Annotated in this window: 25 protein-coding genes and 1 other RNA gene; 12 read left to right on the plus strand and 14 right to left on the minus strand. The window is 62.2% G+C overall.

The genetic code is table 11. The features are described from left to right. Positions 1-59 precede the first annotated feature (59 nt). The 6 genes from AC1DU8_RS21015 to AC1DU8_RS21040 all read left to right on the plus strand — a co-directional run bounded on the left by AC1DU8_RS21015 (position 60) and on the right by AC1DU8_RS21040 (position 6,359). The gene (locus AC1DU8_RS21015) at positions 60-1,097 is read left to right on the plus strand and encodes an SPFH domain-containing protein (RefSeq protein ID WP_457281947.1); all 1,038 of its coding nucleotides are present in this window, start codon (positions 60-62) and stop codon (positions 1,095-1,097) included. A gap of 119 nt (positions 1,098-1,216) precedes the next feature. Beyond that, the gene (locus AC1DU8_RS21020; RefSeq protein WP_477702526.1) at positions 1,217-2,734 is read left to right on the plus strand and encodes a DUF4178 domain-containing protein; all 1,518 of its coding nucleotides are present in this window, start codon (positions 1,217-1,219) and stop codon (positions 2,732-2,734) included. Positions 2,735-2,782: 48 nt separating this feature from the next. Beyond that, positions 2,783-3,004, plus strand: a complete 222-nt coding sequence (locus AC1DU8_RS21025; RefSeq protein ID WP_007871890.1) for a DUF350 domain-containing protein — start codon at positions 2,783-2,785, stop codon at positions 3,002-3,004. Between the two features lie 53 nt (positions 3,005-3,057). Further along, positions 3,058-3,133: non-coding RNA, sX9 sRNA (locus AC1DU8_RS21030), on the plus strand. Positions 3,134-3,195: 62 nt separating this feature from the next. Then, positions 3,196-4,746 (plus strand): polyamine aminopropyltransferase, encoded by a 1,551-nt coding sequence (locus AC1DU8_RS21035; RefSeq protein ID WP_477667076.1) that lies wholly within the window; start codon positions 3,196-3,198, stop codon positions 4,744-4,746. Beyond that, positions 4,725-6,359: an FAD-dependent oxidoreductase gene (locus tag AC1DU8_RS21040; protein WP_477727210.1), complete on the plus strand. Its 1,635-nt coding sequence runs from the start codon at positions 4,725-4,727 to the stop codon at positions 6,357-6,359. The genes AC1DU8_RS21035 and AC1DU8_RS21040 overlap by 22 nt, the downstream gene beginning before the upstream one ends. A 956-nt stretch (positions 6,360-7,315) precedes the next feature. Here the strand turns inward: AC1DU8_RS21040 and AC1DU8_RS21045 are convergent. After that, the gene (locus AC1DU8_RS21045; protein WP_477727211.1) at positions 7,316-8,719 is read right to left on the minus strand and encodes an aminopeptidase P N-terminal domain-containing protein; all 1,404 of its coding nucleotides are present in this window, start codon (positions 8,717-8,719) and stop codon (positions 7,316-7,318) included. Between the two features lie 10 nt (positions 8,720-8,729). Beyond that, a complete protein-coding gene (locus AC1DU8_RS21050) occupies positions 8,730-9,494 on the minus strand; it encodes a nucleotidyltransferase family protein (RefSeq protein WP_477727212.1) in 765 nt (254 codons plus the stop codon). A 31-nt stretch (positions 9,495-9,525) separates the two neighbouring features. On the opposite strand from AC1DU8_RS21050, the gene AC1DU8_RS21055 reads away from it, so the two are divergent. Continuing rightward, entirely contained in the window at positions 9,526-10,341 is an 816-nt protein-coding gene (locus tag AC1DU8_RS21055; RefSeq protein WP_457281955.1) for a nucleotidyltransferase domain-containing protein, read from the plus strand. A 6-nt stretch (positions 10,342-10,347) separates the two neighbouring features. Here the strand turns inward: AC1DU8_RS21055 and speD are convergent, their stop codons facing one another. Beyond that, positions 10,348-10,725 (minus strand): adenosylmethionine decarboxylase, encoded by a 378-nt coding sequence (gene speD / locus AC1DU8_RS21060; protein WP_477727213.1) that lies wholly within the window; start codon positions 10,723-10,725, stop codon positions 10,348-10,350. 133 nt (positions 10,726-10,858) lie between these two features. Between speD and tkt the strand changes: the two genes are divergently transcribed. The 3 genes from tkt to AC1DU8_RS21075 all read left to right on the plus strand — a co-directional run bounded on the left by tkt (position 10,859) and on the right by AC1DU8_RS21075 (position 14,290). Beyond that, positions 10,859-12,901, plus strand: a complete 2,043-nt coding sequence (gene tkt / locus AC1DU8_RS21065; protein ID WP_477667080.1) for a transketolase — start codon at positions 10,859-10,861, stop codon at positions 12,899-12,901. Between the two features lie 64 nt (positions 12,902-12,965). Continuing rightward, positions 12,966-13,964, plus strand: coding sequence for a type I glyceraldehyde-3-phosphate dehydrogenase (gene gap / locus AC1DU8_RS21070; RefSeq protein WP_457281959.1), 999 nt, complete (start codon positions 12,966-12,968; stop codon positions 13,962-13,964). Positions 13,965-14,059: 95 nt separating this feature from the next. Next, on the plus strand, positions 14,060-14,290 hold the full coding sequence (locus AC1DU8_RS21075) for a hypothetical protein (protein ID WP_477670487.1): 231 nt from the start codon (positions 14,060-14,062) through the stop codon (positions 14,288-14,290). An 8-nt stretch (positions 14,291-14,298) separates the two neighbouring features. Here AC1DU8_RS21075 and AC1DU8_RS21080 read toward each other — a convergent pair whose 3' ends face one another. From AC1DU8_RS21080 to AC1DU8_RS21100, 5 genes are all read right to left on the minus strand, one after another. Next, entirely contained in the window at positions 14,299-14,745 is a 447-nt protein-coding gene (locus AC1DU8_RS21080; protein WP_477667082.1) for a hypothetical protein, read from the minus strand. A 198-nt stretch (positions 14,746-14,943) separates the two neighbouring features. Then, entirely contained in the window at positions 14,944-16,014 is a 1,071-nt protein-coding gene (locus AC1DU8_RS21085; protein WP_477667083.1) for a pirin family protein, read from the minus strand. 203 nt (positions 16,015-16,217) lie between these two features. Then, positions 16,218-16,979 carry an ABC transporter permease gene (locus tag AC1DU8_RS21090; protein ID WP_457281963.1) on the minus strand — a complete coding sequence of 254 codons (762 nt, stop codon included), beginning with the start codon at positions 16,977-16,979 and terminating at the stop codon, positions 16,218-16,220. After that, positions 16,976-17,926 (minus strand): ABC transporter ATP-binding protein, encoded by a 951-nt coding sequence (locus tag AC1DU8_RS21095; protein WP_477667084.1) that lies wholly within the window; start codon positions 17,924-17,926, stop codon positions 16,976-16,978. The genes AC1DU8_RS21090 and AC1DU8_RS21095 overlap by 4 nt, the downstream gene beginning before the upstream one ends. Positions 17,927-18,036: 110 nt before the next feature. Continuing rightward, positions 18,037-18,828 carry an SDR family NAD(P)-dependent oxidoreductase gene (locus AC1DU8_RS21100; RefSeq protein ID WP_477727214.1) on the minus strand — a complete coding sequence of 264 codons (792 nt, stop codon included), beginning with the start codon at positions 18,826-18,828 and terminating at the stop codon, positions 18,037-18,039. Positions 18,829-19,223: 395 nt separating this feature from the next. Between AC1DU8_RS21100 and AC1DU8_RS21105 the strand changes: the two genes are divergently transcribed. Continuing rightward, positions 19,224-19,565, plus strand: coding sequence for a collagen-like protein (locus AC1DU8_RS21105; RefSeq protein ID WP_457281966.1), 342 nt, complete (start codon positions 19,224-19,226; stop codon positions 19,563-19,565). Between the two features lie 76 nt (positions 19,566-19,641). Here AC1DU8_RS21105 and AC1DU8_RS21110 read toward each other — a convergent pair whose 3' ends face one another. From AC1DU8_RS21110 to AC1DU8_RS21130, 5 genes are read right to left on the minus strand one after another with little or no spacing between them, the layout of a single operon-like run. After that, the gene (locus AC1DU8_RS21110; RefSeq protein WP_457281967.1) at positions 19,642-20,262 is read right to left on the minus strand and encodes a glutathione S-transferase family protein; all 621 of its coding nucleotides are present in this window, start codon (positions 20,260-20,262) and stop codon (positions 19,642-19,644) included. A gap of 24 nt (positions 20,263-20,286) precedes the next feature. Further along, positions 20,287-20,634: a YciI family protein gene (locus AC1DU8_RS21115; protein ID WP_477707248.1), complete on the minus strand. Its 348-nt coding sequence runs from the start codon at positions 20,632-20,634 to the stop codon at positions 20,287-20,289. 12 nt (positions 20,635-20,646) lie between these two features. Then, positions 20,647-21,078, minus strand: coding sequence for a VOC family protein (locus tag AC1DU8_RS21120; RefSeq protein ID WP_457281969.1), 432 nt, complete (start codon positions 21,076-21,078; stop codon positions 20,647-20,649). Between the two features lie 39 nt (positions 21,079-21,117). Continuing rightward, on the minus strand, positions 21,118-21,522 hold the full coding sequence (locus AC1DU8_RS21125; protein WP_457282090.1) for a VOC family protein: 405 nt from the start codon (positions 21,520-21,522) through the stop codon (positions 21,118-21,120). 51 nt (positions 21,523-21,573) lie between these two features. Further along, entirely contained in the window at positions 21,574-22,047 is a 474-nt protein-coding gene (locus AC1DU8_RS21130; RefSeq protein ID WP_477727215.1) for a VOC family protein, read from the minus strand. A gap of 148 nt (positions 22,048-22,195) precedes the next feature. Here AC1DU8_RS21130 and AC1DU8_RS21135 point away from each other — a divergent pair, with 148 nt between their 5' ends. Beyond that, entirely contained in the window at positions 22,196-22,873 is a 678-nt protein-coding gene (locus tag AC1DU8_RS21135; RefSeq protein WP_477727216.1) for a TetR/AcrR family transcriptional regulator, read from the plus strand. Positions 22,874-22,897: 24 nt separating this feature from the next. Here the strand turns inward: AC1DU8_RS21135 and AC1DU8_RS21140 are convergent. Further along, the coding region (locus tag AC1DU8_RS21140) for a porin (protein ID WP_477727217.1) at positions 22,898-23,295 on the minus strand (398 nt) is incomplete at its 5' end.

The raw sequence follows: 23,295 nt of genomic DNA on the forward strand, positions 1-23,295 counted from the left end.
GTAAAAACGTCGTTATCGGCGGGTATCATGTGGCCGACAACCACTCAAGGGAGCGCGCTATGGCCTTAATGGACTTCATCAAGAAACAGTTCATCGACATCATCCAGTGGACCGAGGACGACGACGGCACACTGGCCTGGCGTTTCCCGATGGCCGACATGGAGATCCAGTACGGCGCCTCGCTCACCGTGCGCGAATCGCAAATGGCGGTCTTCGTCAACGAGGGCAAGATCGCCGATGTGTTCGGTCCCGGCATGTACAAGCTGACGACGCAGACCATTCCGGTGCTGACCTACCTCAAGAACTGGGACAAGCTGTTTGAGTCTCCCTTCAAGAGCGACGTCTACTTCTTCAGCACCCGCCAGCAGATCGACCAGAAGTGGGGCACGCCCCAGCCCATCACCATTCGCGACAAGGACTTCGGTGCTGTCCGGCTGCGCGCCTTCGGCAACTACAACTTCCGTGTTGCCGACCCCAAGCTTTTCCATACCGAAATTTCAGGCACACGCGACCGCTACACCACGGCCGACCTTGACGGGCAGCTGCGGGGTCTGGTGCTGCAGAACATTTCCGCCGCCATTGCAGCCAGCGACATTGCCTTCCTCGATCTGGCCGCGAACCAGCTCGTGTTTGCACAGGCGCTGGCGGCGCAGCTCGTGCCCGAATTTGCCAAGATCGGCCTGAAGCTCGAGGGCATGACGGTGCAGAACCTCTCGCTGCCCGAAGAGCTGCAAAAAATCCTCGACCAGAAAATCGGCATGGGCATGGTCGGCAACGACATGGGCAAGTTCATGCAGTACCAGACGGCGCAGGCCATCCCGAAGTTCGCCGAAGGCGGCGGGGGCGGCAGCGGTATTGCCGGTGACGCCATGGGCCTGGGTGCCGGTGTGGCGCTGGGCCAGGTGCTGGCGCAAAACCTGCAGCAGGGCCTGCAGGGCAACACAGCCCAGGCGGCTTCGGCCGCAGCGGCTGCGGCGGTCAAGCCAGACGATGTCATGGCCACGCTCGAGAAGCTCGGAGAACTCAAGGCCAAGGGCATCCTCACACAGGAAGAGTTCGACGCCAAGAAGGCCGAGCTGCTAAAAAAACTGGTCTAAGTATGTGGCCCCCACGCTTGTCACTTCGTGTACTACGCTGCCCCCCGGGGGGGCCGTCGCTTGCTCGGGGCGGCCCTTCGCTGCGCGTGCCTTCTGTCCGGCACTGAGCTTCATCTGCTGTGACTGACGTCACCCAGCAACGCGCCTACCGCGCGCCGTGTCCCGGCTGCGGTGCGCCTGTTGAATTCCGCAGCGCGCAGTCCACCCATGCGGTGTGCGGCTACTGCCAGAGCACTGTCGTGCGCGATGGTGACACGCTGTCGCGCATCGGCAAAATGGCTGAACTGTTCAACGACTTCAGCCCCCTGCAGCTGCAGGCCTCCGGGGTCTGGCAGGGCCGCAATTTCACACTGGTCGGCCGGCTGCAATACAAGTACGCCCAGGGAACCTGGACCGAGTGGTACGCCATCCTGGACGACGGCGGCGCGGCCTTCCTGAGCGAGGACAACGGCGCTTATGTTTTCAGCCGGCCCACCAGCCTGCAGCGCGCCGTACCGCCCGCAGAAAACTTTCGCATCGGCGCCACCACGGCGATCAATGCCAAGCCCTTCAGTGTGGCCTCCAACGAGAGCGTTGTGCTGCTGTCGGCACAGGGCGAGCTGCCGCGCCTGCCGGCGCTGGGCATGCCTTTTGCCGTGGTTGAATTGCGCAGCACGGATGGCGATGTACTCAGCGTCGACTACGGCACGGCATCCGGTGGCGGCGCGCCGGCGCTGTCGGTGGGCCGCTCGGTACTGCTTGACGAGTTGAAGCTGGCTGGCCTGAAGGACGAGTCTGCCAAGGAAGAAAGCGGCAGGCAATTCAGCTGCCCCAACTGCGGAGCGACGGTGGCGGTTACGCTGGCTGCCAGCAAAAGCATCACCTGCAGTTCCTGCAACAGCCTCATCGACCTGAGCCAAGGCACAGGCGCCGCGCTTCAGCATGCGATCCAGGACGAACCGGTGGCCCCGCTGATCGCGCTGGGAAGCACGGGCCAGTTGCTGGGCACGCAATGGCAGGTCGTCGGGTTCCAGCACCGCATGGGGTACGAGCCCGACGACCCGGACGAGCACTTCGGCTGGGATGAATACCTGCTCTACAACCGCAAGCGCGGCTTTACCTTTCTGGTGGACGCCACCGACGGCTGGAGCGTGGTCAAGCCCCTGACCGGCGCGCCCACCTTCAAGACGGGTGGCGACAGCGCCACCTACCTCAAGACCACCTACCGCCTGCAAAGCAGCTACCGCGCCGAGACGACGTATGCTGCCGGCGAGTTCTACTGGCAGGTTCAGCGCGGGCAAAAAACCTTTAACCGCGATTTCGCCAGCGGCAGCGCGCTGCTGTCCCAGGAAGAGGCGCCGAACGAAGTCACCTGGTCCAGCGGCAGCAAGCTGGACGGCGAACTGATCGCCAGGGCCTTCAAGCTTGAAGGCAAGAAAGACCTCTTCAAGCGCGCGGATGCCAAGCCCCTGAGCAGTGCGTCGGGCATGGGTTGCGGCACCATTGTTGTGGTGGTGCTGGTGATACTGGTGGTTCTGTTGCTGGTCACACGCTGCTCGCGCTGCGACCCGAATGTCGAGAACTGTTCTTCGTCCAGCAGCTCGCGCAGTTCAGGCGGCTCATTCGGTGGATTTTCCGGCGGAGGCGGCCATAAATGAAGCCGGCCCCTTTCTATTCAACCTGGCAGATTTTTTCTGGAGAACATCATGGGACTTGAATGGCTTAAACCCGCCGCATTCCTCGGCTCGATTTTGTTCGCGCTGATCGGCGTGATCATCTTCTGGCTGAGCTTTGTGATCATTGACAAAATGACACCGTACGACCTGTGGCTGGAGATTGTCGAGAAGCAGAACGTGGCGCTGGCGCTGGTGGTTGCTGCCATGGCGTTAGGCATCTGCGTAATAGTAGCCGCCGCCATCCACGGATAGTTCCCGGCTACTGCGCGAACTGGGGGCGGCGTTGGCCGGTGCTCGGAATCCTCATGTACCCGCAGGTACATTCCGGTTCCTGTGCGCCGTCCGCCTTGCCCGCAGCTCGCTCGCTACGCCCTTGACGCCGTCGTGATACCGGCTCGCTTCGCATCGCAGTTCTGCATATCCCATCCATCGGCACCCTCGTTTTGAACACTAAGCCCCCCTCCACCGTTGCCACACCGCGCCCTCTTGAGGTCGCGCTGCTGGCCAGCGTCTTTGTGGTGGCGGCGTGCGGACTGGTGTATGAATTGGCCGCGGGCGCCCTGGCGTCTTACCTGCTCGGCGATTCGGTGTTGCAGTTTTCCACCATCATCGGAAGCTACCTGTTCGCCATGGGCATTGGTTCGTGGCTGTCGCGGTTTTTCGAGCGGCAGTTGCCGGCCCATTTTTTGCGCATTGAATTGATGGTGGCGCTGGTGGGCGGTGCGTTGCCTGCCACGCTATTTCTGGCGAATGCCTATGTGCCCGGCGCTTTCCGTTTTCTGCTGTACGCCATGGTGCTGCTGGTGGGCACGCTGGTGGGGCTGGAGATTCCGCTGGTCATGCGCATCCTGCGGCGCAACGTTGCACTCAAGGAGCTGGTGTCGCAGGTGCTCACCTTCGACTACCTGGGCGCGTTGGCCGTGTCGCTGGCATTTCCGCTGGTGCTGGTGCCGCATCTGGGCCTGATCCGCACCGGCCTGCTGTTTGGCCTCATGAACGCGGCTGTCGCGGTGTGGGCGCTGTGGCTGTTCCGCCATGAGCTGCGGCACGTCAAGTCGCATGCCCTGGCTTGCCTGGGGGTCTTGAGCGTGCTGGGCGCCGGCTTTGTGGGTGCGAACCAGATCACCACACTGGCCGAAGACCATTTCTACCAGGACCGTGTGATCTTCACCGCCACCACGCCCTACCAGCGCATCGTGGTGACGAACGGCCGCGCCGGCCACCGCCTGTTCCTCAACGGCAACCTGCAGTTTGCCGAGCGTGACGAATACCGCTATCACGAAGCGCTGGTGCACCCCGTGATGAGCGCACACGGTGCGCCGAAGACGGTAGCGGTTTTGGGCGGCGGCGACGGCATGGCGGTGCGCGAAGTCCTGAAATACCCCAGTGTGGAAAGCGTCACGCTGGTAGAGCTGGACCCGGCCATGACGCAGCTCTTCAGCCAGCAGCCCGCCTTAAAGCGCCTGAACGGCGACGCGCTGCTGTCACCCAAGGTGCGCGTCGTGAATGCCGACGCCTTCCAGTGGCTGGACAAAAACGCCGGCATGTTCGACATCATCATTGTGGACTTCCCCGACCCGACCAATTTTTCCATCGGCAAGCTCTACACCAACTCGTTTTATGCGCTGCTCGACCAGCACCTTTCGGCCAGCGGGTATGCCGTCATCCAGACCACGTCTCCCCTGGTGGCGCGGCGCAGCTACTGGACGGTGGTGAGTACGCTGGAGTCCGTCGGGCTCAAGGCCGCCCCCTACCACGCCAATGTGCCCAGTTTTGGCGAATGGGGTTTTGTGGTCGCCAGCCGGCGGCCTTTTAGCCCCACGACGCAAATGGGCACCCTGCCTGCCGGCCTGCGTTTTCTGGACCCGCAGACCCTGCCCTTGCTGTTTGATTTCCCTGTGGACATGGCACGCGTGCCGGCGCCCGTGAACCGGCTCTCCAGCCAGGAACTGGTGCACAGCTACGAGCAGGAATGGGGCAAGGTGCTGCATTGAAGCGCCGGGATTTCCTGGCCGCCTCTGCACTCCCGCTGCTGGGCTGCAAGGAGGCCACGCACGTTGAAGGCGTTTTTGTGGGTGCGAACCATGAGCGCGGCCATCTGCTTCGGCCTGACGAGACCGGCAGGGCCCGTGCCTGGCCGGCCCCGTCCGTCACCCGGCGCACCCGCGTATTGATTGCCGGTGGCGGTGTTGCCGGCCTGGCGGCGGCGCGTGCGCTGCGCCTGCGCGGCATGCAGGACTTCGCGCTGCTGGAGCTGGAAGACCAGGCCGGCGGCAACAGCCGCGCGGGCCTGGTCAACGGCGTACCCTGCCCGCTGGGCGCGCATTACCTGCCGGTGCCCGGGGATGCGGCGCGTGACGTGCAGGATTTACTCGAAGAACTTTCACTGCGCCAGCGTGTGGCCGGCCGCTGGGTGTACGACGAACGCCATCTGTGCCACAGCCCGCAGGAGCGGCTGTTCATCAACGGCCAGTGGCAGGAAGGGCTGCTGCCGCTGCAGGATGTGGACGCTGGCGTGTTGGCTGAATACCGGCGTTTTGCGGCGCTGGTGCAGCAGGCCTCGTCTGTGGCCGCATTCCAGATTCCTGTTGCCGGAGTACCCCTGGCACCGCAACACCGGGCGCTGGATGCCGTGACGTTCAAGGCATGGCTGGACCAGCAGCAACTCACCAGTACGCCACTGCGCTGGTACCTCGACTATTGCTGCCGCGACGATTACGGCGCGGGCCTGGACACCGTATCGGCCTGGGCCGGCATCCATTACTTCGCCAGCCGGCATGGCTTTCAGGCGCCCGGCGACGCAGCTTCTGCGGAGCGCGAAGCGGGTGTGCTCACCTGGCCCGAGGGCAATGGCTGGCTCACCCGCCAATTGGCTGCACCACTCGGTGAACGCCTGTACGCCGGCCGCACCGTGGTTCGCGTGGCTGCGGGCCGGCATGGTGTGGAGGTTGACGCCTTCAATGCCGCGACCCAGGTCATTGAGCGCTGGCAGGCCGACCAGTGCATCCTGGCCATGCCCCTGTTTGTGGCGGCGCGTGTGGTGGAAAGCCCGCCGCCCGCATTGCGCGAAGCCGCCGGCCAGCTGCGTCACGCACCCTGGCTGGTCGCCAACCTGCACATCCAGGCCGCGCTGCACGACCGGCCCGGTGCCGCACCCAGCTGGGACAACGTCATCTACGGCGGGGACGCATCAGACAGCGCCGCGCAGGCAGGCCTGGGTTACGTCGACGCCATGCATCAGAGCCTGCAGGCCGTGCCCGGCGCCACGGTACTCACGTATTACCGCGCCTTCGGCATTGAACCGGCAGGCCGCAAAGCCTTGTACGAGAAGCCCTGGACGCACTGGCGCGACAGCGTGCTGGCCGAGCTGTCGGTGCCGCATCCTGATTTGCCCGGCAAGGTCACGCGCATGGACGTTATGCGCTATGGTCACGCGATGAGCACGCCGGTGTCGGGTGTGCGCAGCAGTGCGGCTCTGCGGGCGCTGCAGGGGCGTTTGCAGGCGCCCTGGCAGCGGCTGCATTTTGCGCACAGTGATTTATCGGGGTATTCGGTGTTTGAGGAGGCTTTTACGCAGGGGCATCGGCGGGGGTCGGGTTTGGTTTGAGTATTGTTTTTGGCTGGGGGTTGCTCCGGCGGTGTGTTCTTTGCTGAGGGTTGCTGGCCGGGGGTTGCCCGGCATGCAACTCACTTTCTTTTGCTTCGCCAAAAGAAAGTAAGCAAAGAAAAGGCGACCCTGGTTCCTGCGTCCCCTGCGCTTCGCTCCGGGGCAACCTGCGGTGCTCGGTCCAGCCGGGGTCAAAAACAACTCGCTTCGCTCAAACAAGTTTTTGCCCTGATCCGTCTGGTCCTCCGCTCCTCGGCGCATCCACAAGGGGGTGGAGACAGGAATACCAAACAGCCAAAGACAAAACCCCGAATACCTGAAGAAACAAGGACACGCCATGGCGTGTCCTTGTTGGTATTGGTTTCCTGATATTTCGGTATTCGGTTCCCGCACCCGGTTGCCCCTTCTGTCTGCGCCGAGGAGCGCAGGTTCAGGCGGATCAGGGATCGCGATTGTCTGAGCCGAAGGCGAGTTCGAGCGAGACCCCGCCTGAACCGAGCACCGCAGGTTGCCCCGGAGCGAAGCGCAGGGGTCGCAGACAGCAGGGTCGCCTTTTCTTTGGTGACTTTCTTTTGGCGACGCAAAAGAAAGTTACTTGCCGCCGGGCAACCCCCGGCCAGCAGTCCTCAGCAGAGTGAGCCCAAGCTGGAACAAGAACCACCTTTAAGCGAGTTCAATTCGAACACAACAAGAAACACGGCGCTATCAATTAAATAGCTGCTTGCGCTCGTCCCTATTGGATCCAACGCGCTTTCGATGCCTGAAACAAGGCCTGCTGACCCCCCCAAAATGCGCTCGGAGGCAGTTTTTGACGCCCCAAAATGAAAATGGGCCTGTTTCTGGCCCATTTTCAGGAGATATTTGGCCTCTAGCCCAATGGGCATATGCGCCAGCAGCTATCAAATACATAGCATCGAGGCGCCCGTCCGGCCCTGCGGCAAACCGCAGCGTCCCCATCACCCCTTCATCAACGCCTCAATCTCATCCCCATCCACCGGCACCCCCCGCGTCATCAACTCACACCCCTTGGCCGTCACCAGCGCATCGTCCTCAATCCGGATGCCGATGTTCCAGAACTCCTTGGGCACGTTCTTGCCGGGCCGCACATAAATGCCGGGCTCGATGGTCAGCACCATGCCGGGCCGCAGGATGCGTGAGGGCTTGCGCATCACGGTCTGGCCCAGGGCGTCTTTTTCTTCGCGCGGCTTGCTGCCAGGCTCGGTGTAGTCGCCGCAGTCATGCACGTCCATGCCCATCCAGTGGCCGGTGCGGTGCATGTAGAACTGGCGGTAGGCGCCGGATTCGAGCACGTCGTCGACCTTGCCGTGCTTCTTTTTGTCGAGCAGGCCGGTGTCCAGCATGCCTTCCACCAGTACGCGCGTCGCCGCGTCATGCGGGTCCAGAAAGCGTTTGCCGGGCTTGGTTACTTTCACCGCGGCGTCTTGCGCGGCCAGCACGATGTCGTACAGCGTGCGCTGGGCCGACGTGAATTTGCCGTCTGCCGGGAAGGTGCGGGTGATGTCGCTGGCGTAGCCGTCCAGCTCGCAACCGGCGTCAATCAGGCACAGCTGGCCGGGCTTGAGTTCGGTGTCGCCCGCGCGGTAGTGCAGGATGCAGGCGTTGGCGCCGGCCGCGACGATGCTGCCATAAGCCGGGAACTGCGAACCATGGCGGCGGAACTCGTGCAGCAGCTCGGCTTCGAGGTGGTATTCACGCAGGCCGCCCTTTAGTTTCCCGTTGGCACCGTCACGCAACATGGCGGCCGAGGTCTGCATGGCGCGCACGTGGGCACCGGCCGAAATCTTGCCGGCGCGCTTGAGGATCGCGACTTCATGGCTGTCCTTCACCAGCCGCATTTCGTCAAGCAGCTTGCACAAGTCGTGCTGGCTTTGCGGGCATTCGGCGCCGTAACGCACGCGGGCGCGCACCTTGTTCAGCCAGTCGTCCACCTGTGTTTCCAGGCCTTTGTGCGTGGCAAACGGAAACCACACGGCGCTCTGGTTGGCCAGCAGCTGCGGCATTTTTTCGTCCAGCGCTTCCACGCTGAAGGCAGCGTCCACACCCAGCGCGGCGGGCGCGGCCTTGGGGCCCAAACGAATGCCGTCCCAGATCTCGCGCTCCAGGTCCTTGGGCCGGCAAAACAGCGTGGTCTTGCCGCTGGCCTCAATCACCAGCCAGCTGTCGGGTTCGCTGAAGCCGGTCAGGTAATAAAAGTAGCTGTCGTGGCGATAGGGGAAGTCGCTGTCGCGGTTGCGCGGGTATTCGGGCGCGGTGGGCAGCAGGGCGATGCCGCCGCCGGCCGCCTTCAGGGCGCGGGCAATGGCGGCGCGGCGTTTTTCGTAGATCGTGGTGGTGCTCATGTGTTCTGCTTCAAGTCGTGGTGGTTTGGTTCAGCTCATCCAGCCGCGCCGGTGTGCCAACGTCGGTCCAGGCGCCTTCATACAGCTCGGCGCTCACGGCCTGATTGTCCATCGCCGTACGCAAAAGCGGTGCCAGTGGGGCTTTCAGGCCTTGCGGGTTGCCGAAGGGCAGGCTGTCGAACAGTTCGCGCCGGTACAGGCCGATGGTGCTGTAGGTGAATTTGGGCTGCGGGTTGTCCTTGGGCAGGTTCAATGCCAGGCCGTCGGGGCTGAGGCCAAAGTCGCCTTTCGGGTTGTGCGCGGGGTTGGGCACCAGCCAGAGGTGGGCCAGCTTGTTGCCAGCGGCAAACCGGGCAACGGCGGCCTGGGTGAACTCAAAGCCGGGCACAAACACATCGCCCGCCAGCACCCAGAAAATGTCACCCAGCAGCGGCAGCGCACGCGCAATGCCCCCGGCGGTTTCCAGTGCGCCGCCAAAATCCACGCCTTCGTGTGAGTATGAAATTGATAGCTGCTCGCGCCCGTCCTGATTGGGATGCAGCCCGAAATGGTTTGAAGAAAGCACCGAAAAATGAGCCGGAACCTGCTCACCCAGCCAGGCCGTGTTGATGACCAGGCCGGTAAAACCACCGCGCACCAGCGCAGCAACCTGCCAGTCAATCAGCGGCTTGCCGCGCACCGGCAGCAGGGGCTTGGGCGTGGTGTCGGTCAGCGGGCGCATGCGCTCGCCGCGGCCGGCGGCCATGATCATGGCTTTGATGGGTGCAGAGGGCATGACGGCAGTTTAACGGGGCCGCTCATGCAGAATGGATGAACCGAAATCCGAAAGCCTGCCGATGATTCCTCCCGAGATCCACGCTGAAATCATGAGCCGCCTCGCGGCCACCGAACGGGAGCACGGTGTGCGCATCCTGATGGCGATCGAGTCCGGCAGCCGGGCCTGGGGGTTTGCGTCTCCCAACAGTGATTTCGACGTGCGCTTTATTTACGCGCGGCCGGCCGACGACTACCTCTCGCTTGATCTTGAGGACCGCCGTGACGTCATCGAGTACCCCATCGTCGACGACATCGACCTCAACGGTTGGGACCTGCGCAAAGCGTTGCGCCTGTTCTGGAAGTCGAATCCGGGATTTGTCGAGTGGATCCAGTCGCCGATCAAATATATGGAAAACGGTCCATTTGCCGAAGAGGCGCGGCGGTTGTTGCCACTGGTCTACTCATGCGAGCGGGGCATACACCATTACCGCAGTTCGGCCAAGGGCAACTACCGCGAACACCTGCAGGGCGAGATGGTGAGGCTCAAGAAGTATTTTTATGTGCTGCGGCCGCTGCTTGCGGTGCGCTGGCTCGAGCGCTACGGCACGGCCGCGCCCATCGAGTTCGCCAGCCTGCTGCATCTGATCGAGGGTGAGACGGACCTGCTCGCCGACATCGCCGAAATGCTGGAGAAAAAACGCGGCGCGCCTGAATTGGGCCTGTCGGCGCCTTTCCCGCGAGTCAATGCCTTTATTGAGGTTGAGCTAGCCAGGCTGGAGGCGGCGATCCCGGAACGCGATGATCTCCGGCCCGTGCTGCCGACCCTCAACGCGTTTTTTTTGACGACCGTGCGCGAGAAGTGGTGAGCCGGCCTACTGCGTGTCCCCCCGGTCCAGCGACCGCTGCTCGGTCCATTCCGGGTTAAAGCGCCGCACCAGCGCGTCCATCAGGCCGCGTGCCCGGGCGGAGTGGTCGCCGCCGAAGTTGCACACATACACATCCAGCGTTACCGTTTTTTGCTCAGGCCAGGTGTGCACGCACACATGTGATTCGGCCAGCAGCACGGTGGCCGTGATGCCCCCGGGGCCGTGCACGGTGTCTGGAAAAGTGTGAAACAGCTGGTTGACGGCCTGCAGGCCGGCCGACTGCACGGCCTGCACGCACCAGTCGCCCAGTCGGGTAGCGTCGGTCAGCCAGGCCGGGTCGCAGCGGCATTTGTAAAGGTCGGCGGTCAGGTGAAGGCCTTGCATGCCCCTGACTTTAGTGCATGGCGGGGTGCTGTCCAGCCAAATCGGGGCCAAACCCCCGCCAAACCGGTGGGGAGGGCCCAAACGGTAAAATACCGGGTTACCCCTGATCTTTCCCCCTCCCGGAGCTGCCTACATGGCCAATACGCAAATGATGGCGAATGCGATACGCGCACTCGCAATGGACGCCGTTCAACAAGCCAATTCCGGACATCCCGGCGCCCCCATGGGCATGGCCGACATGGCAGTCGCCCTCTGGGGCAGCCACCTCAAGCACAGCCCGCACAACCCCAACTGGTTCGACCGCGACCGTTTTGTGCTGTCCAACGGCCACGGCTCCATGCTGATTTATGCCGTGCTGCACCTCACCGGCTACAAACTGCCCATTGGCGAACTCAAGAACTTCCGCCAGCTCCACAGCAAAACCCCCGGCCACCCCGAATACGGCTACACCCCCGGCGTTGAAACCACCACCGGCCCGCTGGGCCAGGGCCTGACCAACGCGGTCGGCATGGCGCTGGCTGAAAAGCTGCTCGCCAAAGAGTTCAATCGCGAAGGCCACACCGTCGTCGACCACAACACCTATGTGTTCATGGGCGACGGCTGCCTGATGGAAGGCATCAGCCACGAAGCGGCCGCGCTCGCCGGCGCGTGGAAGCTCAACAAGCTGGTCGCGCTGTATGACGACAACGGCATCTCGATTGACGGCCAGGTCGCTCCCTGGTTCATCGACAACACCGCCGTGCGTTTCGCCGCTTACGGCTGGAACGTGCTGGGCCCCATCGACGGCCACGACGCCGAGCTGGTCTCGCAGGCCATTGAAGGCGCCAAAAAATCCAGCGACAAGCCCACGCTGATCATTTGCAAGACGCACATCGGCAAAGGCTCGCCGAATCGCGCCAACACCGCCAAGGCCCACGGCGAGCCGCTGGGCGCTGAAGAAATCAAGCTCACGCGCGAAGCCCTCAATTGGCCTTATGCACCATTTGAAGTGCCGAAGGAAACCTACGACGCGTGGGACGCCAAGGCCAAGGGCCTGGCCGCTGAAGCCGCCTGGGACGCGAAATTTGCCGCCTACAAAGCTGCGCACCCCGCGCTCGCCGCCGAACTCACCCGCCGCATGAAGGGCGACCTGCCCAAGAGTTTCTCGCAACTGGCTGTCGACACCGTCATCGGCGCGCACACCAAGGCCGAAACCGTGGCCTCCCGCAAGGCTTCGCAGCTCGCACTCGAAGCCTTCACCGCCGGCCTGCCAGAGTTGCTGGGCGGCTCGGCCGATTTGACCGGCTCCAACCTCACCAACACCAAGTCCACGCCCAACCTGCGTTTTGACATGAACGGCGAAGTCGTGCTGACGGCCAATGCCGAAGGCGTGAGCGCGGGCGGGCGCCACATCAACTACGGCGTGCGCGAATTCGGCATGGCCGCGATCATGAACGGCATCGCGCTGCACGGTGGCTTCATTCCCTACGGCGGCACCTTCCTGACCTTCAGCGACTACAGCCGCAACGCCATCCGCATGGCCGCGCTGATGAAGATCCGCGTCATCCACGTCTTCACGCACGACTCCATCGGCCTCGGCGAAGACGGCCCGACGCACCAGTCCATCGAGCACGCGGCCAGCCTGCGTTTGATTCCCAACCTCGACGTCTGGCGTCCGGGCGACACGGCTGAAACGGCTGTTGCCTGGGCCGTCGCGCTCGAAAACAAGAACAAACCGACGGCATTGCTGCTGAGCCGCCAGAACCTGCCTTACGCACCGAAGAACGACCTCGGTGAAATCAGCAAGGGCGCTTATGTGCTGGCCGAGCCCGCCGAAGTGGGCCTGAACAAAAAGGCCCAAGCCGTCATCATTGCCACCGGCTCTGAAGTGCAACTCGCGCTCAAGGCGCAAGAGCTGCTGGCCGCCCACAAGATCGCCGTGCGTGTGGTCTCCATGCCCAGCAACACGACGTTTGACAAGCAAAAAACGGCGTACAAATCCGAAGTGCTGCCAGAAGGCATCCCCCGCATCGCGGTGGAAATGGGCGTGACGGACGGCTGGTGGAAATACGGCTGCGCCGCCGTGGTGGGCATCGACAGCTACGGTGAATCGGCGCCCGCGCCAGTGCTGTTCAAGCACTTCGGCTTTACCGCCGAGAATGTGGCCGACACCGTGCGCAAGGTGCTGCGCAAGTAAACACGCGGATAACGGACACGGCCGCCCAATTCAACAAGATTTCAACTTCCAGGAGCAACAGCAGATGACTATCAAACTTGGCATTAATGGTTTTGGCCGTATCGGCCGCAACGTGTTTCGCTCGGCCATCAAAAGCTTTGGCGACATTGAAATCGTCGGCATCAATGATTTGCTCGAGCCTGAGTACCTGGCCTACATGCTGAAGTACGACTCGGTGCACGGCCGCTTCGAAGGCGACGTGTCCGTTGAAGGCAACACGCTGATCGTCAACGGCAAGAAGATCCGCCTGACGCAGGAACGTGACCCCGCCAACCTCAAGTGGGGCGATATCGGCGCCACCGTGGTGCTGGAGTCCACGGGCCTTTTCCTCGACAAGGCTTCCGGTGAGAAGCACCTGGCCGCCGGCGCGAAGAAGGTCATCTTCTCGGCACCGTCGAAAGACGACACCCCGATGTTCGTTTTCGGCGTCAACGACAAGACCTACAAGGGCGAGGCCATCATTTCCAACGCCAGTTGCACCACCAACTGCCTGGCGCCTATCGCCAAGGTGCTGAACGACAAGTGGGGCATCAAGCGCGGCCTGATGACGACCGTGCACGCGGCCACCGCCACGCAGAAAACCGTGGACGGCCCGTCGAACAAAGACTGGCGCGGCGGCCGCGGCATCCTGGAAAACATCATTCCCTCCAGCACCGGCGCTGCCAAGGCTGTGGGCGTGGTGATCCCCGAGCTCAACAAGAAGCTGACCGGCATGTCCTTCCGCGTGCCCACCTCCGACGTGTCGGTGGTTGACCTGACCTGCGAGCTCAACAAGGAAGCCACGCTCAAGGAAATCTGCGCCGAAATGAAAGCGCAAAGCGAAGGCGCACTCAAGGGCATCCTGGGCTACACCGAAGACAAGGTCGTTGCCACCGACTTCCGCGGCGAGACCTGCACCAGCGTGTTTGACGCCGATGCGTCCATCGCGCTCGACGGCACCTTCATCAAGGTCGTCGCCTGGTACGACAACGAATGGGGCTACTCCAACAAGTGCCTCGAAATGGTCCGCGTGGTGGCGAAGTAATTCACTTCAACATCGCCAATAAAAAAGCGCCTCCGGGCGCTTTTTTATTGTCAGTGCAATACTCGGCGACCAGTCGCCCTGAAAGGTTCATGCTGATGCCCCTGACGTTCAAAAAACTCAACGAACAAGTGGTGAGTGTTCATCTGAGCAGCGGCGAGCTGGTGGGCCAGCTCAAACTGATTGGCGGCGTGTGGAAGTTCAAGGCCATTGGCTACACCGCAGACGGCCATGTAGTGCCCGGCGGTGGGCCGCTGACGGATCGCCACAACATGACTTTCGCCGCGCTGGACGAGGTGGTGGTCAATGCGGGGCTGATGCCTCCCTGAGTGGCAGGTCAATCAGGCAAGTGCAGGCCGGGCCGTTCATCGTCCCAGGCCATCGCGCTCATCTTCCAGCCTTCAGGCGTTTTGACGAACTGCGTCGAGATCATGCCGCGCGCCTCGAATGCCTCGCCGTTCATCGTGCCGGCCTTGCCGTAAGCGCTGTAGCGATGGGCAATGTTGCCGAAGATTTGTGTGGTTTCCGACAGCTCCCATTCCCTGAAGCGCGTGAGGCCGCCGCTGTCCACCATGGCCTGCCGCGGCGCGATGAATTCGCGCACGCTGGAAATCTCGGGTGCGGTTCCTGTGTTCTTGATCAGGAGGCCTGCGTCGATGAAGAGCGCGTGAATGTCATCGTAAGGCGGCACGCTGCCCGGCTCAAACGAGACGGCGCGAAAGAACGCCTGCGCCAGCGCATTCAGTTCGTTTTTGACCGCTTGGGAGTTGGGCTCCTGGCTCATGGCATCTCCTTGTGTTGGCGGGAGTGTAGGCGTCTGCTGCCGCACCCCACAGGCGGCGTTTGCGAAACCCGATATTGCCTGGGGGTACTGCGGGGAGGTTGACTGGTAATGCCGGAGTTATGCGAAAAGTGCCCCGGAGCAGCTAAGAACAAGCGCGGACAGCTATTAAAAATATAGCAGCGAGGCGCTGCTCGGCCGTCAGTCGCCCGTCGGCCGCTCTTCGCGTCCGCCCGGGTGCCGCGCAAAGCGCGCCGGCTCCCGCCCATGCACCGGCGCGTCATCGCCAAACGACCAGCCACCAAACTGCGTGCGCTGGTAGTCCGCCATGGTCTGTGCAATTTCGGCTTGCGTGTTCATGACAAACGGGCCGTACTGCACCACCGGCTCACCAATGGGCTTGCCTTGCAGCATCAGGAATTCGGCTTCCTCGCCGCCGTTGATGATCTCCGCATCCACGCCGGCCCGCAGCTCGATGGCGCTGTCCACGTTCACCGCCTGGCCGCCCAGCGTCGCAGACTGCCCCTTGAAAAAATACAGGTGGCGGCGCGTGCCTTCGCTCGTTGCGGCGGGCAGCGTCCAGCGGGCGCCGGGCACCATGCGAATCGTCCAGATCGCCACGTCGGCCTCGGCTTGCGAAGCCCACGAATCCGGCGGCGGCGCCAGCGGCGCGGCCTGGGTATTTTGAATACGGCCGGCAATCACGGCCACTTCGGTGCCGCGCCCTTCGGCATCCTTGATGTCCAGGCGCGGAATGTCCTGCGACCAGAACATGGTGAAGTGCGGCTCGCTCATCTTGCCGGCCGCCGGCAGGTTCAGCCAGATCTGGAACAGCTCCAGTGGATTGGGATTTTGCGGGTCCAGCAACGGGAACATCTCGGAATGGACCACGCCCTTGCCGGCCGTCAGCCACTGCACGTCGCCGCGGCCAAAGCGCGCTGTCGCGCCCAGGGAGTCGGAATGGTCGATCAGGCCCTTGCGCACGATGGTCACGGTTTCAAAGCCGCGGTGCGGGTGCGCGGGAAAGCCCGGCACCGTGCTGCCGTGGTACATGTTCCAGCCGTCCTTGCGGGCAAAGTCCTGGCCGATATTGCGCCCCGCGAGCGAGGCATCCGGGCCCATCTGCGCATTGCCGCGAGGGTAGGCGTCGTCGTGGTACACGCAAAAGAGGAACGGGTCGAGCGTTGCCCACGGAAAGCCGAGTGGCTTGACCTGGAGGACTGGATGGGCGGCGGAGTGAGCGACAGAACTTGCGGTGGGGTCGGCAGGCATGAAGAGGCCTTTCTGGCGTGAAACTTTCAAAGAACACATATAAGGTTGGCCGCTGTCCTTTCAAGCTGCATCGCCAGCCCACCTGGCCGGCCCGGCCTTGGCGGTTTAAGGGAAATATGCTTGTGGACCTTATGTAGAAAGCGCAAGCAGCTATAAAATCAATAGCATCTATAGGGCGTTGTCATCAATCGCCTGTCCCTTCCTCAGGCCTTCAGCTTCCAGCCCGTACGGAAGATCCACCACACCGCGCCGAGGCACAGCCCCAGAAAGCCCATGATGGCCGCCACGCTGATGCCTACGTTGACATCGGCCACGCCGTAAAAACTCCAGCGGAATCCGCTGATCAGGTAGACCACCGGGTTGAACAGGGCGACCTTCTGCCACAACGGCGGCAGCATGTTGATCGAGTAAAACGCGCCACCGAGGAAAGTCAGCGGCGTCACCACCATCAGCGGCACAATCTGCAGCTTCTGGAAGTTGTCGGCCCATAGCCCGATGATGAAACCGAACAGGCTGAAGGTCAGCGCGGTCAGCAGCAGGAAGCACAGCATCCAGAAAGGGTGCGCGATCTCATAGGGCACGAAGAGGCGCGCCGTTGCCAGGATCAGGAGTCCCAGCATGACGGACTTGCTCGCCGCAGCGCCCACGTAGCCCATCACCACTTCCATGGACGACACCGGCGCCGACAGCAGTTCGTAAATTGTCCCCGACCATTTCGGCATGTAGATGCCGAAGGCGGCGTTCGAGATGCTCTCGTTGAGCAGCGACAGCATGACGAGGCCGGGGATGATGAAGGCACCGTAGCGGATGCCGTCGATGTCACCCATGCGTGAGCCGATGGCCGCGCCGAAGACCACGAAGTACAGCGAGGTCGAGATCACCGGCGAGGCGATGGATTGCATCAGCGTGCGGAAGGTGCGCGCCATTTCAAAGCGGTAAATAGCGCGGATGGCGTGCCAGTTCATGCGGCCTCCTTCTGGGCGCCCGGTTTGTCGGCATGCACCAGGCTCACGAAGATGTCTTCGAGCGAACTCTCGCTTGAATGCAGGTCCTTGAAGTCAATGCCGAGTTCGGCCAGCTGCTTGAGCAACGCCGCGATACCCGTCTCCTCGGTTTGTGTGTCGAAGGTGTAGACCAGGGTGTGGCCCTCTTTCGTCAGCTCAAGCGGCAGCCCTGCCAACGCACCCGGAATGGTTTGCAGCGGCGTTTGCAGTTGCAGGCTCAGTTGCTTCTTGCCCAGCTTGCGCATCAGCACCGTTTTGTCTTCGACAAGAATCAGCTCGCCCTTGTTGATGACGCCAATGCGGTCGGCCATTTCTTCGGCTTCCTCAATGTAGTGCGTGGTCAGGATGATGGTGACGCCGTTGTCGCGCAGCTCCCGCACCATTTGCCACATGCCCTTGCGCAGCTCGACGTCGACGCCCGCGCTGGGCTCATCGAGGAACAGGATGGTGGGTTCGTGCGACAACGCCTTGGCAATCAATACCCGGCGCTTCATGCCACCGGAGAGCGCCATGATCTTGCTGTCCTTCTTGTCCCACAGCGAAAGGTCGCGCAGCACTTTCTCAATGTAGGCCGGGTTGGGCGGCTTGCCGAACAGGCCCCGGCTGAAGCTCACGGTGGACCAGACGGTTTCAAACGCATCGGTCGAAAGCTCCTGAGGCACCAGCCCGATTTTGGCGCGAGCGGCGCGGTAATCCCGAACGACGTCATGTCCATCAGCCGTCACGCTGCCCGAGCTCGGATTGACAATGCCGCAGACGATGCTGATCAAGGTGGTCTTGCCTGCGCCGTTGGGGCCGAGCAGGGCGAAGATTTCGCCGCGCTGGATGTCCAGGTCCACCGACTTGAGTGCATGAAAGCCCGAAGCGTAAGTTTTGCTGAGTTTCTGAAGGGAAATAATGGGTTGCACGCGGCATCCTGACAAGAAAGCGGCGCCAGAATGTGACGCCAGAAGAGACCCGAATCATTCTATAGAGCAAGGCTGAAAATGCCGGGACCAGGGTTTTCAAGACGGCGTGCTCAGGCCGCCTGGTTTTTTCTCAGCGTCGGCAAGCCGACACCGGCAGACTCAAAGCCACCGTCTACAGCCAGCACCTGGCCATTGACATAGCTGGCTGCCGGGCTGCACAAAAAGCCCACGGCCGATGCGATTTCTTCCACGGTGCCGTAACGCCCCAGCGGAATCACGTCGTGGTAGTCCGAGCGGATCGCCACGCTGTGAACCAGCTTGGCCATTTCCGTGTCCACCGGCCCGGGCGCGATCACGTTGGCCCGGATGCCGATGGTGCCCAATTCAACCGCCTGCTGTTTGGTCAGCTGGATAAGCGCGGCCTTGCTGGTGCCGTACGCCACGCGAAGCGTGCTCGCGCGCAGGCCCGAGATCGACGCGATGTTGACAATGCTGCCGCCGCCCGTGCGCTTCATGATGGCCGCGCAGGCCTGGCTGCACAAAAATGCGCCGTCCAGGTTGACGCCCAAAACCCGGCGCCATTCTTCAAAGGTTGTCTCACCGATAGGCTTGAACACCGCGATGCCGGCGTTGTTGACCAGCGCATCAATACGGCCGAAGCGGGCATCCACCTTCGCCATGGCCGATTTCACCTGCGCCGGGTCGGCCACGTCGCAATGCACCGCCAGTATGCGGCCTGCATCCTGAATGGCGGCAGCGGCGGGGAGCAGCGTGTCGCTGTCGATATCCAGAAGTGCCACACGGTAACCATTGGCCAGAAACCATTGCCCGATGGCAAGGCCAATACCGCGTGCACCCCCTGTTACGACGGCCACGGGGCTGGTTAAAGAAGTTGCAGTCATGGATGTCCTTGCCTTGTTGTCTGGTGTGAATGAAGAAAGGGCTTTGGCGGTGTGGGCGAAAGTTCAGGTTGAAGTTTGCACTATTGGAGGTGGTTACGCGCGTTTGCGATGCTGCCGATTCGGGACACGCTGTCGTGGGCCCGTCCTACAGCATGCGCGCTTGCCAATGGGTACCTTGAGCACTCATCCTGTTGTCTGCATCAGAAATGATTCTTTCAAGATGGCCAGGCATGCGACAACCGCTTGCGGTTCTCGAATGTGTGTCTCTCGGCAAAGTGTTGTGGCTGGTATCGGTTTCATGCACATGATCCGTAAAAAAAACAGTTCACGGTCAAGGCAGGAACGAACTGTTGGCGCACATTTTTCCGTGCGAATTTTCTCACCAGAGGATCTCTATGAAATACCCACTGCTTTTAGCCGCACTTGCCGGCACCCTGGCCCTGAGCGCTTGTGAAAGAACGGTTGTCGCGCCGCCTGCGGCTGTGGTCACGGTTCCCGGTCCCGCCGGCCCTGCTGGCGCCACGGGTGCCCCCGGCACCGACGGCGCCAAAGGAGCCACAGGCGCGGGAGTCGGCATTCCCGGCCCGACCGGCGCCACCGGTGCTACGGGAGCAACAGGCTCCACCGGCTACGAAGGCGCTGCGGGTGCTACCGGCGCCACAGGCGACACCGGAAAGACCGGCAGAACCGGTGCCACAGGCGATACGGTCGTGATCGTTCCCGCGCCCGCACGGTAAGGTCTTCGGTTGCACCGGCCGGCGAACGCGTGAGTGCTCGCCGGCCTTTTTGTTTTCAGCGGCGGGTACAAGGCATTTAACCGCCCTGTAATTCCGGAAAGGGCTCACGCCAGGCGGCCAACTGATTGAGGCGGTCGTGCCAGCGCCGGATTTCCGGGAAATTGTCCAGCGGCAAGCGGGCCTTTTCGGCGTACGGCAAGGGGATAGCTGCCGCGAAGTCGGCCACAGTCAGCGCGTCGCCGACGAGGTATTCGCGCCCCTTGAGGTGCGCTTCGAGCACCCCGGCGTAACGCTCGAAGACCGGCGTCACTCGCGCAATCTCGGCCGGGTCGGCCTGGCTTTGACGGAAGCGCGGCTTGATGATGTGTTCGAAATAGAAGGTTCTGGCGGTTGGCGCGAACTCGGTGGCATCCCACATCAGCCAGCGGATCACCTCGGTCTGGCGCTTGTCGCGCGGCCACAGGTCGGAGCCGGCTTTCTCCGCCAGGTGGCACATGATGGCATTCGACTCCCACAAGGTCGTGGTGCCGTCCACCAGCACGGGCACCTTGGCATTGGGATTCATTGCGCGGAACTGTGGCGTACGGTGCTCGCCCTTTTCCAGCGCCACGTAGATGAACTCCACCGGCAGCTTCAAGTGCCTGGCGACGGCGCAGGCTTTTCGCGGGTTCAGCGTGTCCGAGTAATAAAGCTTCATGCTGACTCATTTCATCGGTGATTTTCAGGCCGCCATGCGCGGCAGGTCGGACCACACCGGCCTGACCTCTATGGTTGCGGCCCTGGCCATGGGATGGCCGGCTGCGATGTCGATCGCCTCCTGCATGCCGGCGCATTCAATCAGCCCATAGGCCGCCATTTTTTCCGCGCTATCGGTGAAGGGGCCACTGGTTACCCCGCGCTTGCCGCTGCGCACCCGCACCGTCATCGCGTCGTCGGGGGGGCGCAGCGGGTTGCCGTGCTTGAGGATGCCGCGGCTCCCCATGTCCTTTACCCAGGCGCCAATGTCGGCCACCAGCGTCGGCGTGGGCGCGAAGGCCGCGTCGTGGCAAATGATCAGCAGGAATTGCATATGCTTTCCCCATCAGGGCATGGGCAGCGGCTTGATGACCATCCACGACACGCCGAAGCGATCTTCCACCATGCCGAAAGACGAAGCGTAAAAGGTCTTCATGATGGGCATCTCTACCTTGCCGCCGTCGCTCAATGCCTTGAACAGGCGCTGCGCTTCGGCATCGCTGGCCGCAGTCAACGAGAGCGAGAAGCCCTTGAATTCCGGCTTGCCGTTGCCCATGCCGTCAGAGGCCATCACTTCCGTTTCGCCGATCCTGAAGCTGGCATGCATGATGTTCTCACCCGGGATGGCACCGCCGTCCGGCCCGCAGCCTTCGGTCATGGGTTCCGGGTTCTCCTTGAAGCGCATCATCATCTTCACTTCGGCGCCAAGCGCCTTGCGGTAAAACTCGATGGCCTCTTCGCAGCGGCCGTTAAAAAAGAGGTAAGACTGGATCAGCATGATTGACTCCTTCGTGGGTTGATAAGGCTGGGGGATTTTTCAGGCACTCATTTGCGCAGCGTGGGCTTCAACGTTCATCCAGGCGAGCTCCCAGAGATGACCATCCAGGTCTTCGAAGCCGTGCTGGTACATGAATCCGTGGTCTTGTGGCTTGTTGGGCGTGGTCGCGCCGCCAGCCACAGCCTTGCTGACCATCTCGTCGACTTCCTGGCGGCTGTCACAGGAAAGGCAGATCAGCACCTCGGTGCTTTTGCGTGCGTCGCTCACCGGCTTGGGGGTGAAGGTCTTGAAATAGTTCTCGACCAGCAGCATGACGAAGCTTTCCTCGCTCACGATCATGCAGGTGGCGTTTTCATCGGTGAATTGCGGGTTGAATTTGAAGCCCAGCGCGGTGAAAAACTTCACCGATTGGTTCAGGTTTTTCACGGGCAGGTTCACAAACATCTTGGTCGTCACGGGTCTCTCCTTGAATAAATTGAATGAGGAGGTGCTTCCTCAGGCCCTGTCATAGGCTTCCTGGAGGTCCTTGATATTGATCTTGCGCATCTTCAGCATGGCGCTCATGGCGGCGCCGGCCTTGGCCGGGTTCTTGTCGCCCAGCATGTCGCCGAGTGCGGTGGGGATGATCTGCCATGACAGGCCGAATTTGTCCTGGACCCAGCCGCACTGGTTGGGTGCCCCGCCCGCCGAGAGCTTGTCCCAGAGCTCGTCTACTTCCTCCTGCGTCTTGCAGTCCACGAACAGCGAAATCGCCGGCGTGAAGCTGAAATGCGGGCCGCCGTTAAGCGCCATGAAGTCCTGGCCTTCGAGCTGGAAGCTGCCAGTCATGACCGAGCCCTCGGGTCCCGGGCCTTCCTTGCCGTAGCGCCGCAGCATGGTGATCTTCGAATTCTTGAAGATCGAAACATAAAAATTCATGGCTTCCTCGGCCTGGTCGTTGAACCACAGGAAGGGGGTGATTTTCTGCATGGTCTGGTTCCTTGAAAGAAGAGCGTCTGAAGAGTCGTTAAAAGGGTTGCAGGTCTTGTGCGGTGGCCAAAACAGCAGTATTGTGTACACCGTCCACAAAAGAATAGCAAAGATAATGAACACTGTCCACATAAATAAGTAACAAGCCATGTCGAGCGCGCCCCCTTCCCTGCCAATCCCGCCACCCCGCAGCACTTACCGCCACGGCGACCTGCGGCGTGCCCTGCTGGACGCTGGTGTGGAGCTGGCCCGGGCCGGCGGGCCCGAGGCCGTGGTGCTGCGCGAAGCCACGCGCCGCGCGGGTGTGGCGCCTAATGCGGCCTACCGGCATTTCGAAAACCGCCAGGCCTTGCTGTATGCGGTTCGTTCAGCCGCGCTGGCGGCCGTGGCCCGCGCCATGGAAGCCGAACTGGCCACGTTGCCCCAGGATTTACCGCCTGCCGAATTCGCCCGCGCCAACGTGCGCGCGGTCGGTGCCGCCTATTTGCGTTTTGCGCAGGCGGAGAGCGGGTTGTTCCGCACGGCCTTTGGCCCCTCGGATGATTTGAAACAAAGAGCCCAGGGCGCGCCGGGGGATAGCGAGCGCAAAGGGCAAAGCGGCCTGGACCCCTTCGAGCTGCTGGGCGCCGCGCTCGACAAACTCGTGAGCGCCGGCGTGCTGTCGCCGGAGCGCCGCCCCGGGGCCGAGTTCCTCGCCTGGTCGGCAGTGCATGGCCTGGCCATGCTGGTGATTGACGGCCCGTTAGGCCCCCTCATCGGCCCGCAAATGCAGCAGATCGGCCAGCACCTGCTGGACATGGTTGAAAAGGGCCTGTGCGGGAAGTAGTGCGTCAGACCGATCTTCGGGGCCTCAGAAGTTGTGCTGAATGCCAACCCCGTACACGCGGATGACGTCATTGGCGACACGGTTGTTGGGGTCGTTTCGGTCATAGAAGGCGTACAGCGAAGTGCGGTTGCTCATCTTGTAGGAGTAACCCGCCTGGAAGCGCTTGAGCTTGGCCGCCGGATCGCTCTGGACATCCTTGCGGATGTAGTTGGCCATGACCTTGCTGCTGGGCGTGATGTCCCAGGAGGCACCAATCATCTGCGCATCCACCTTGCTGCGCGACAGCGCATTGCCCTGGAAGTTGTCGCGGTTGTAAACCGCCCAGGCCCGGATATCCCCGAAGTCGTAGGAGCCCACCAGCATCCACTTGTTCCTGAAATCATTGAGCAAGGCGCCGCCACGTTTGCTGTCCCTTCCGTAGC

Source organism: Polaromonas sp. P3_A5 (assembly GCF_056403055.1).

Excerpts from the sequence above, each read along its gene's own strand:
- AC1DU8_RS21015 (WP_457281947.1), top strand. The coding sequence starts at position 60 with ATGGCCTTAATGGACTTCATCAAGAAACAGTTCATCGACATCATCCAG.
- AC1DU8_RS21025 (WP_007871890.1), top strand. The coding sequence starts at position 2,783 with ATGGGACTTGAATGGCTTAAACCCGCCGCATTCCTCGGCTCGATTTTG.
- AC1DU8_RS21040 (WP_477727210.1), top strand. The coding sequence starts at position 4,725 with ATGGGGCAAGGTGCTGCATTGAAGCGCCGGGATTTCCTGGCCGCCTCT.
- AC1DU8_RS21045 (WP_477727211.1), bottom strand. The coding sequence starts at position 8,719 with ATGAGCACCACCACGATCTACGAAAAACGCCGCGCCGCCATTGCCCGC.
- AC1DU8_RS21050 (WP_477727212.1), bottom strand. The coding sequence starts at position 9,494 with ATGCCCTCTGCACCCATCAAAGCCATGATCATGGCCGCCGGCCGCGGC.
- AC1DU8_RS21055 (WP_457281955.1), top strand. The coding sequence starts at position 9,526 with ATGGATGAACCGAAATCCGAAAGCCTGCCGATGATTCCTCCCGAGATC.
- speD (WP_477727213.1), bottom strand. The coding sequence starts at position 10,725 with ATGCAAGGCCTTCACCTGACCGCCGACCTTTACAAATGCCGCTGCGAC.
- tkt (WP_477667080.1), top strand. The coding sequence starts at position 10,859 with ATGGCCAATACGCAAATGATGGCGAATGCGATACGCGCACTCGCAATG.
- gap (WP_457281959.1), top strand. The coding sequence starts at position 12,966 with ATGACTATCAAACTTGGCATTAATGGTTTTGGCCGTATCGGCCGCAAC.
- AC1DU8_RS21075 (WP_477670487.1), top strand. The coding sequence starts at position 14,060 with ATGCCCCTGACGTTCAAAAAACTCAACGAACAAGTGGTGAGTGTTCAT.
- AC1DU8_RS21080 (WP_477667082.1), bottom strand. The coding sequence starts at position 14,745 with ATGAGCCAGGAGCCCAACTCCCAAGCGGTCAAAAACGAACTGAATGCG.
- AC1DU8_RS21085 (WP_477667083.1), bottom strand. The coding sequence starts at position 16,014 with ATGCCTGCCGACCCCACCGCAAGTTCTGTCGCTCACTCCGCCGCCCAT.
- AC1DU8_RS21090 (WP_457281963.1), bottom strand. The coding sequence starts at position 16,979 with ATGAACTGGCACGCCATCCGCGCTATTTACCGCTTTGAAATGGCGCGC.
- AC1DU8_RS21100 (WP_477727214.1), bottom strand. The coding sequence starts at position 18,828 with ATGACTGCAACTTCTTTAACCAGCCCCGTGGCCGTCGTAACAGGGGGT.
- AC1DU8_RS21105 (WP_457281966.1), top strand. The coding sequence starts at position 19,224 with ATGAAATACCCACTGCTTTTAGCCGCACTTGCCGGCACCCTGGCCCTG.
- AC1DU8_RS21110 (WP_457281967.1), bottom strand. The coding sequence starts at position 20,262 with ATGAAGCTTTATTACTCGGACACGCTGAACCCGCGAAAAGCCTGCGCC.
- AC1DU8_RS21115 (WP_477707248.1), bottom strand. The coding sequence starts at position 20,634 with ATGCAATTCCTGCTGATCATTTGCCACGACGCGGCCTTCGCGCCCACG.
- AC1DU8_RS21120 (WP_457281969.1), bottom strand. The coding sequence starts at position 21,078 with ATGCTGATCCAGTCTTACCTCTTTTTTAACGGCCGCTGCGAAGAGGCC.
- AC1DU8_RS21125 (WP_457282090.1), bottom strand. The coding sequence starts at position 21,522 with ATGTTTGTGAACCTGCCCGTGAAAAACCTGAACCAATCGGTGAAGTTT.
- AC1DU8_RS21130 (WP_477727215.1), bottom strand. The coding sequence starts at position 22,047 with ATGCAGAAAATCACCCCCTTCCTGTGGTTCAACGACCAGGCCGAGGAA.
- AC1DU8_RS21135 (WP_477727216.1), top strand. The coding sequence starts at position 22,196 with ATGTCGAGCGCGCCCCCTTCCCTGCCAATCCCGCCACCCCGCAGCACT.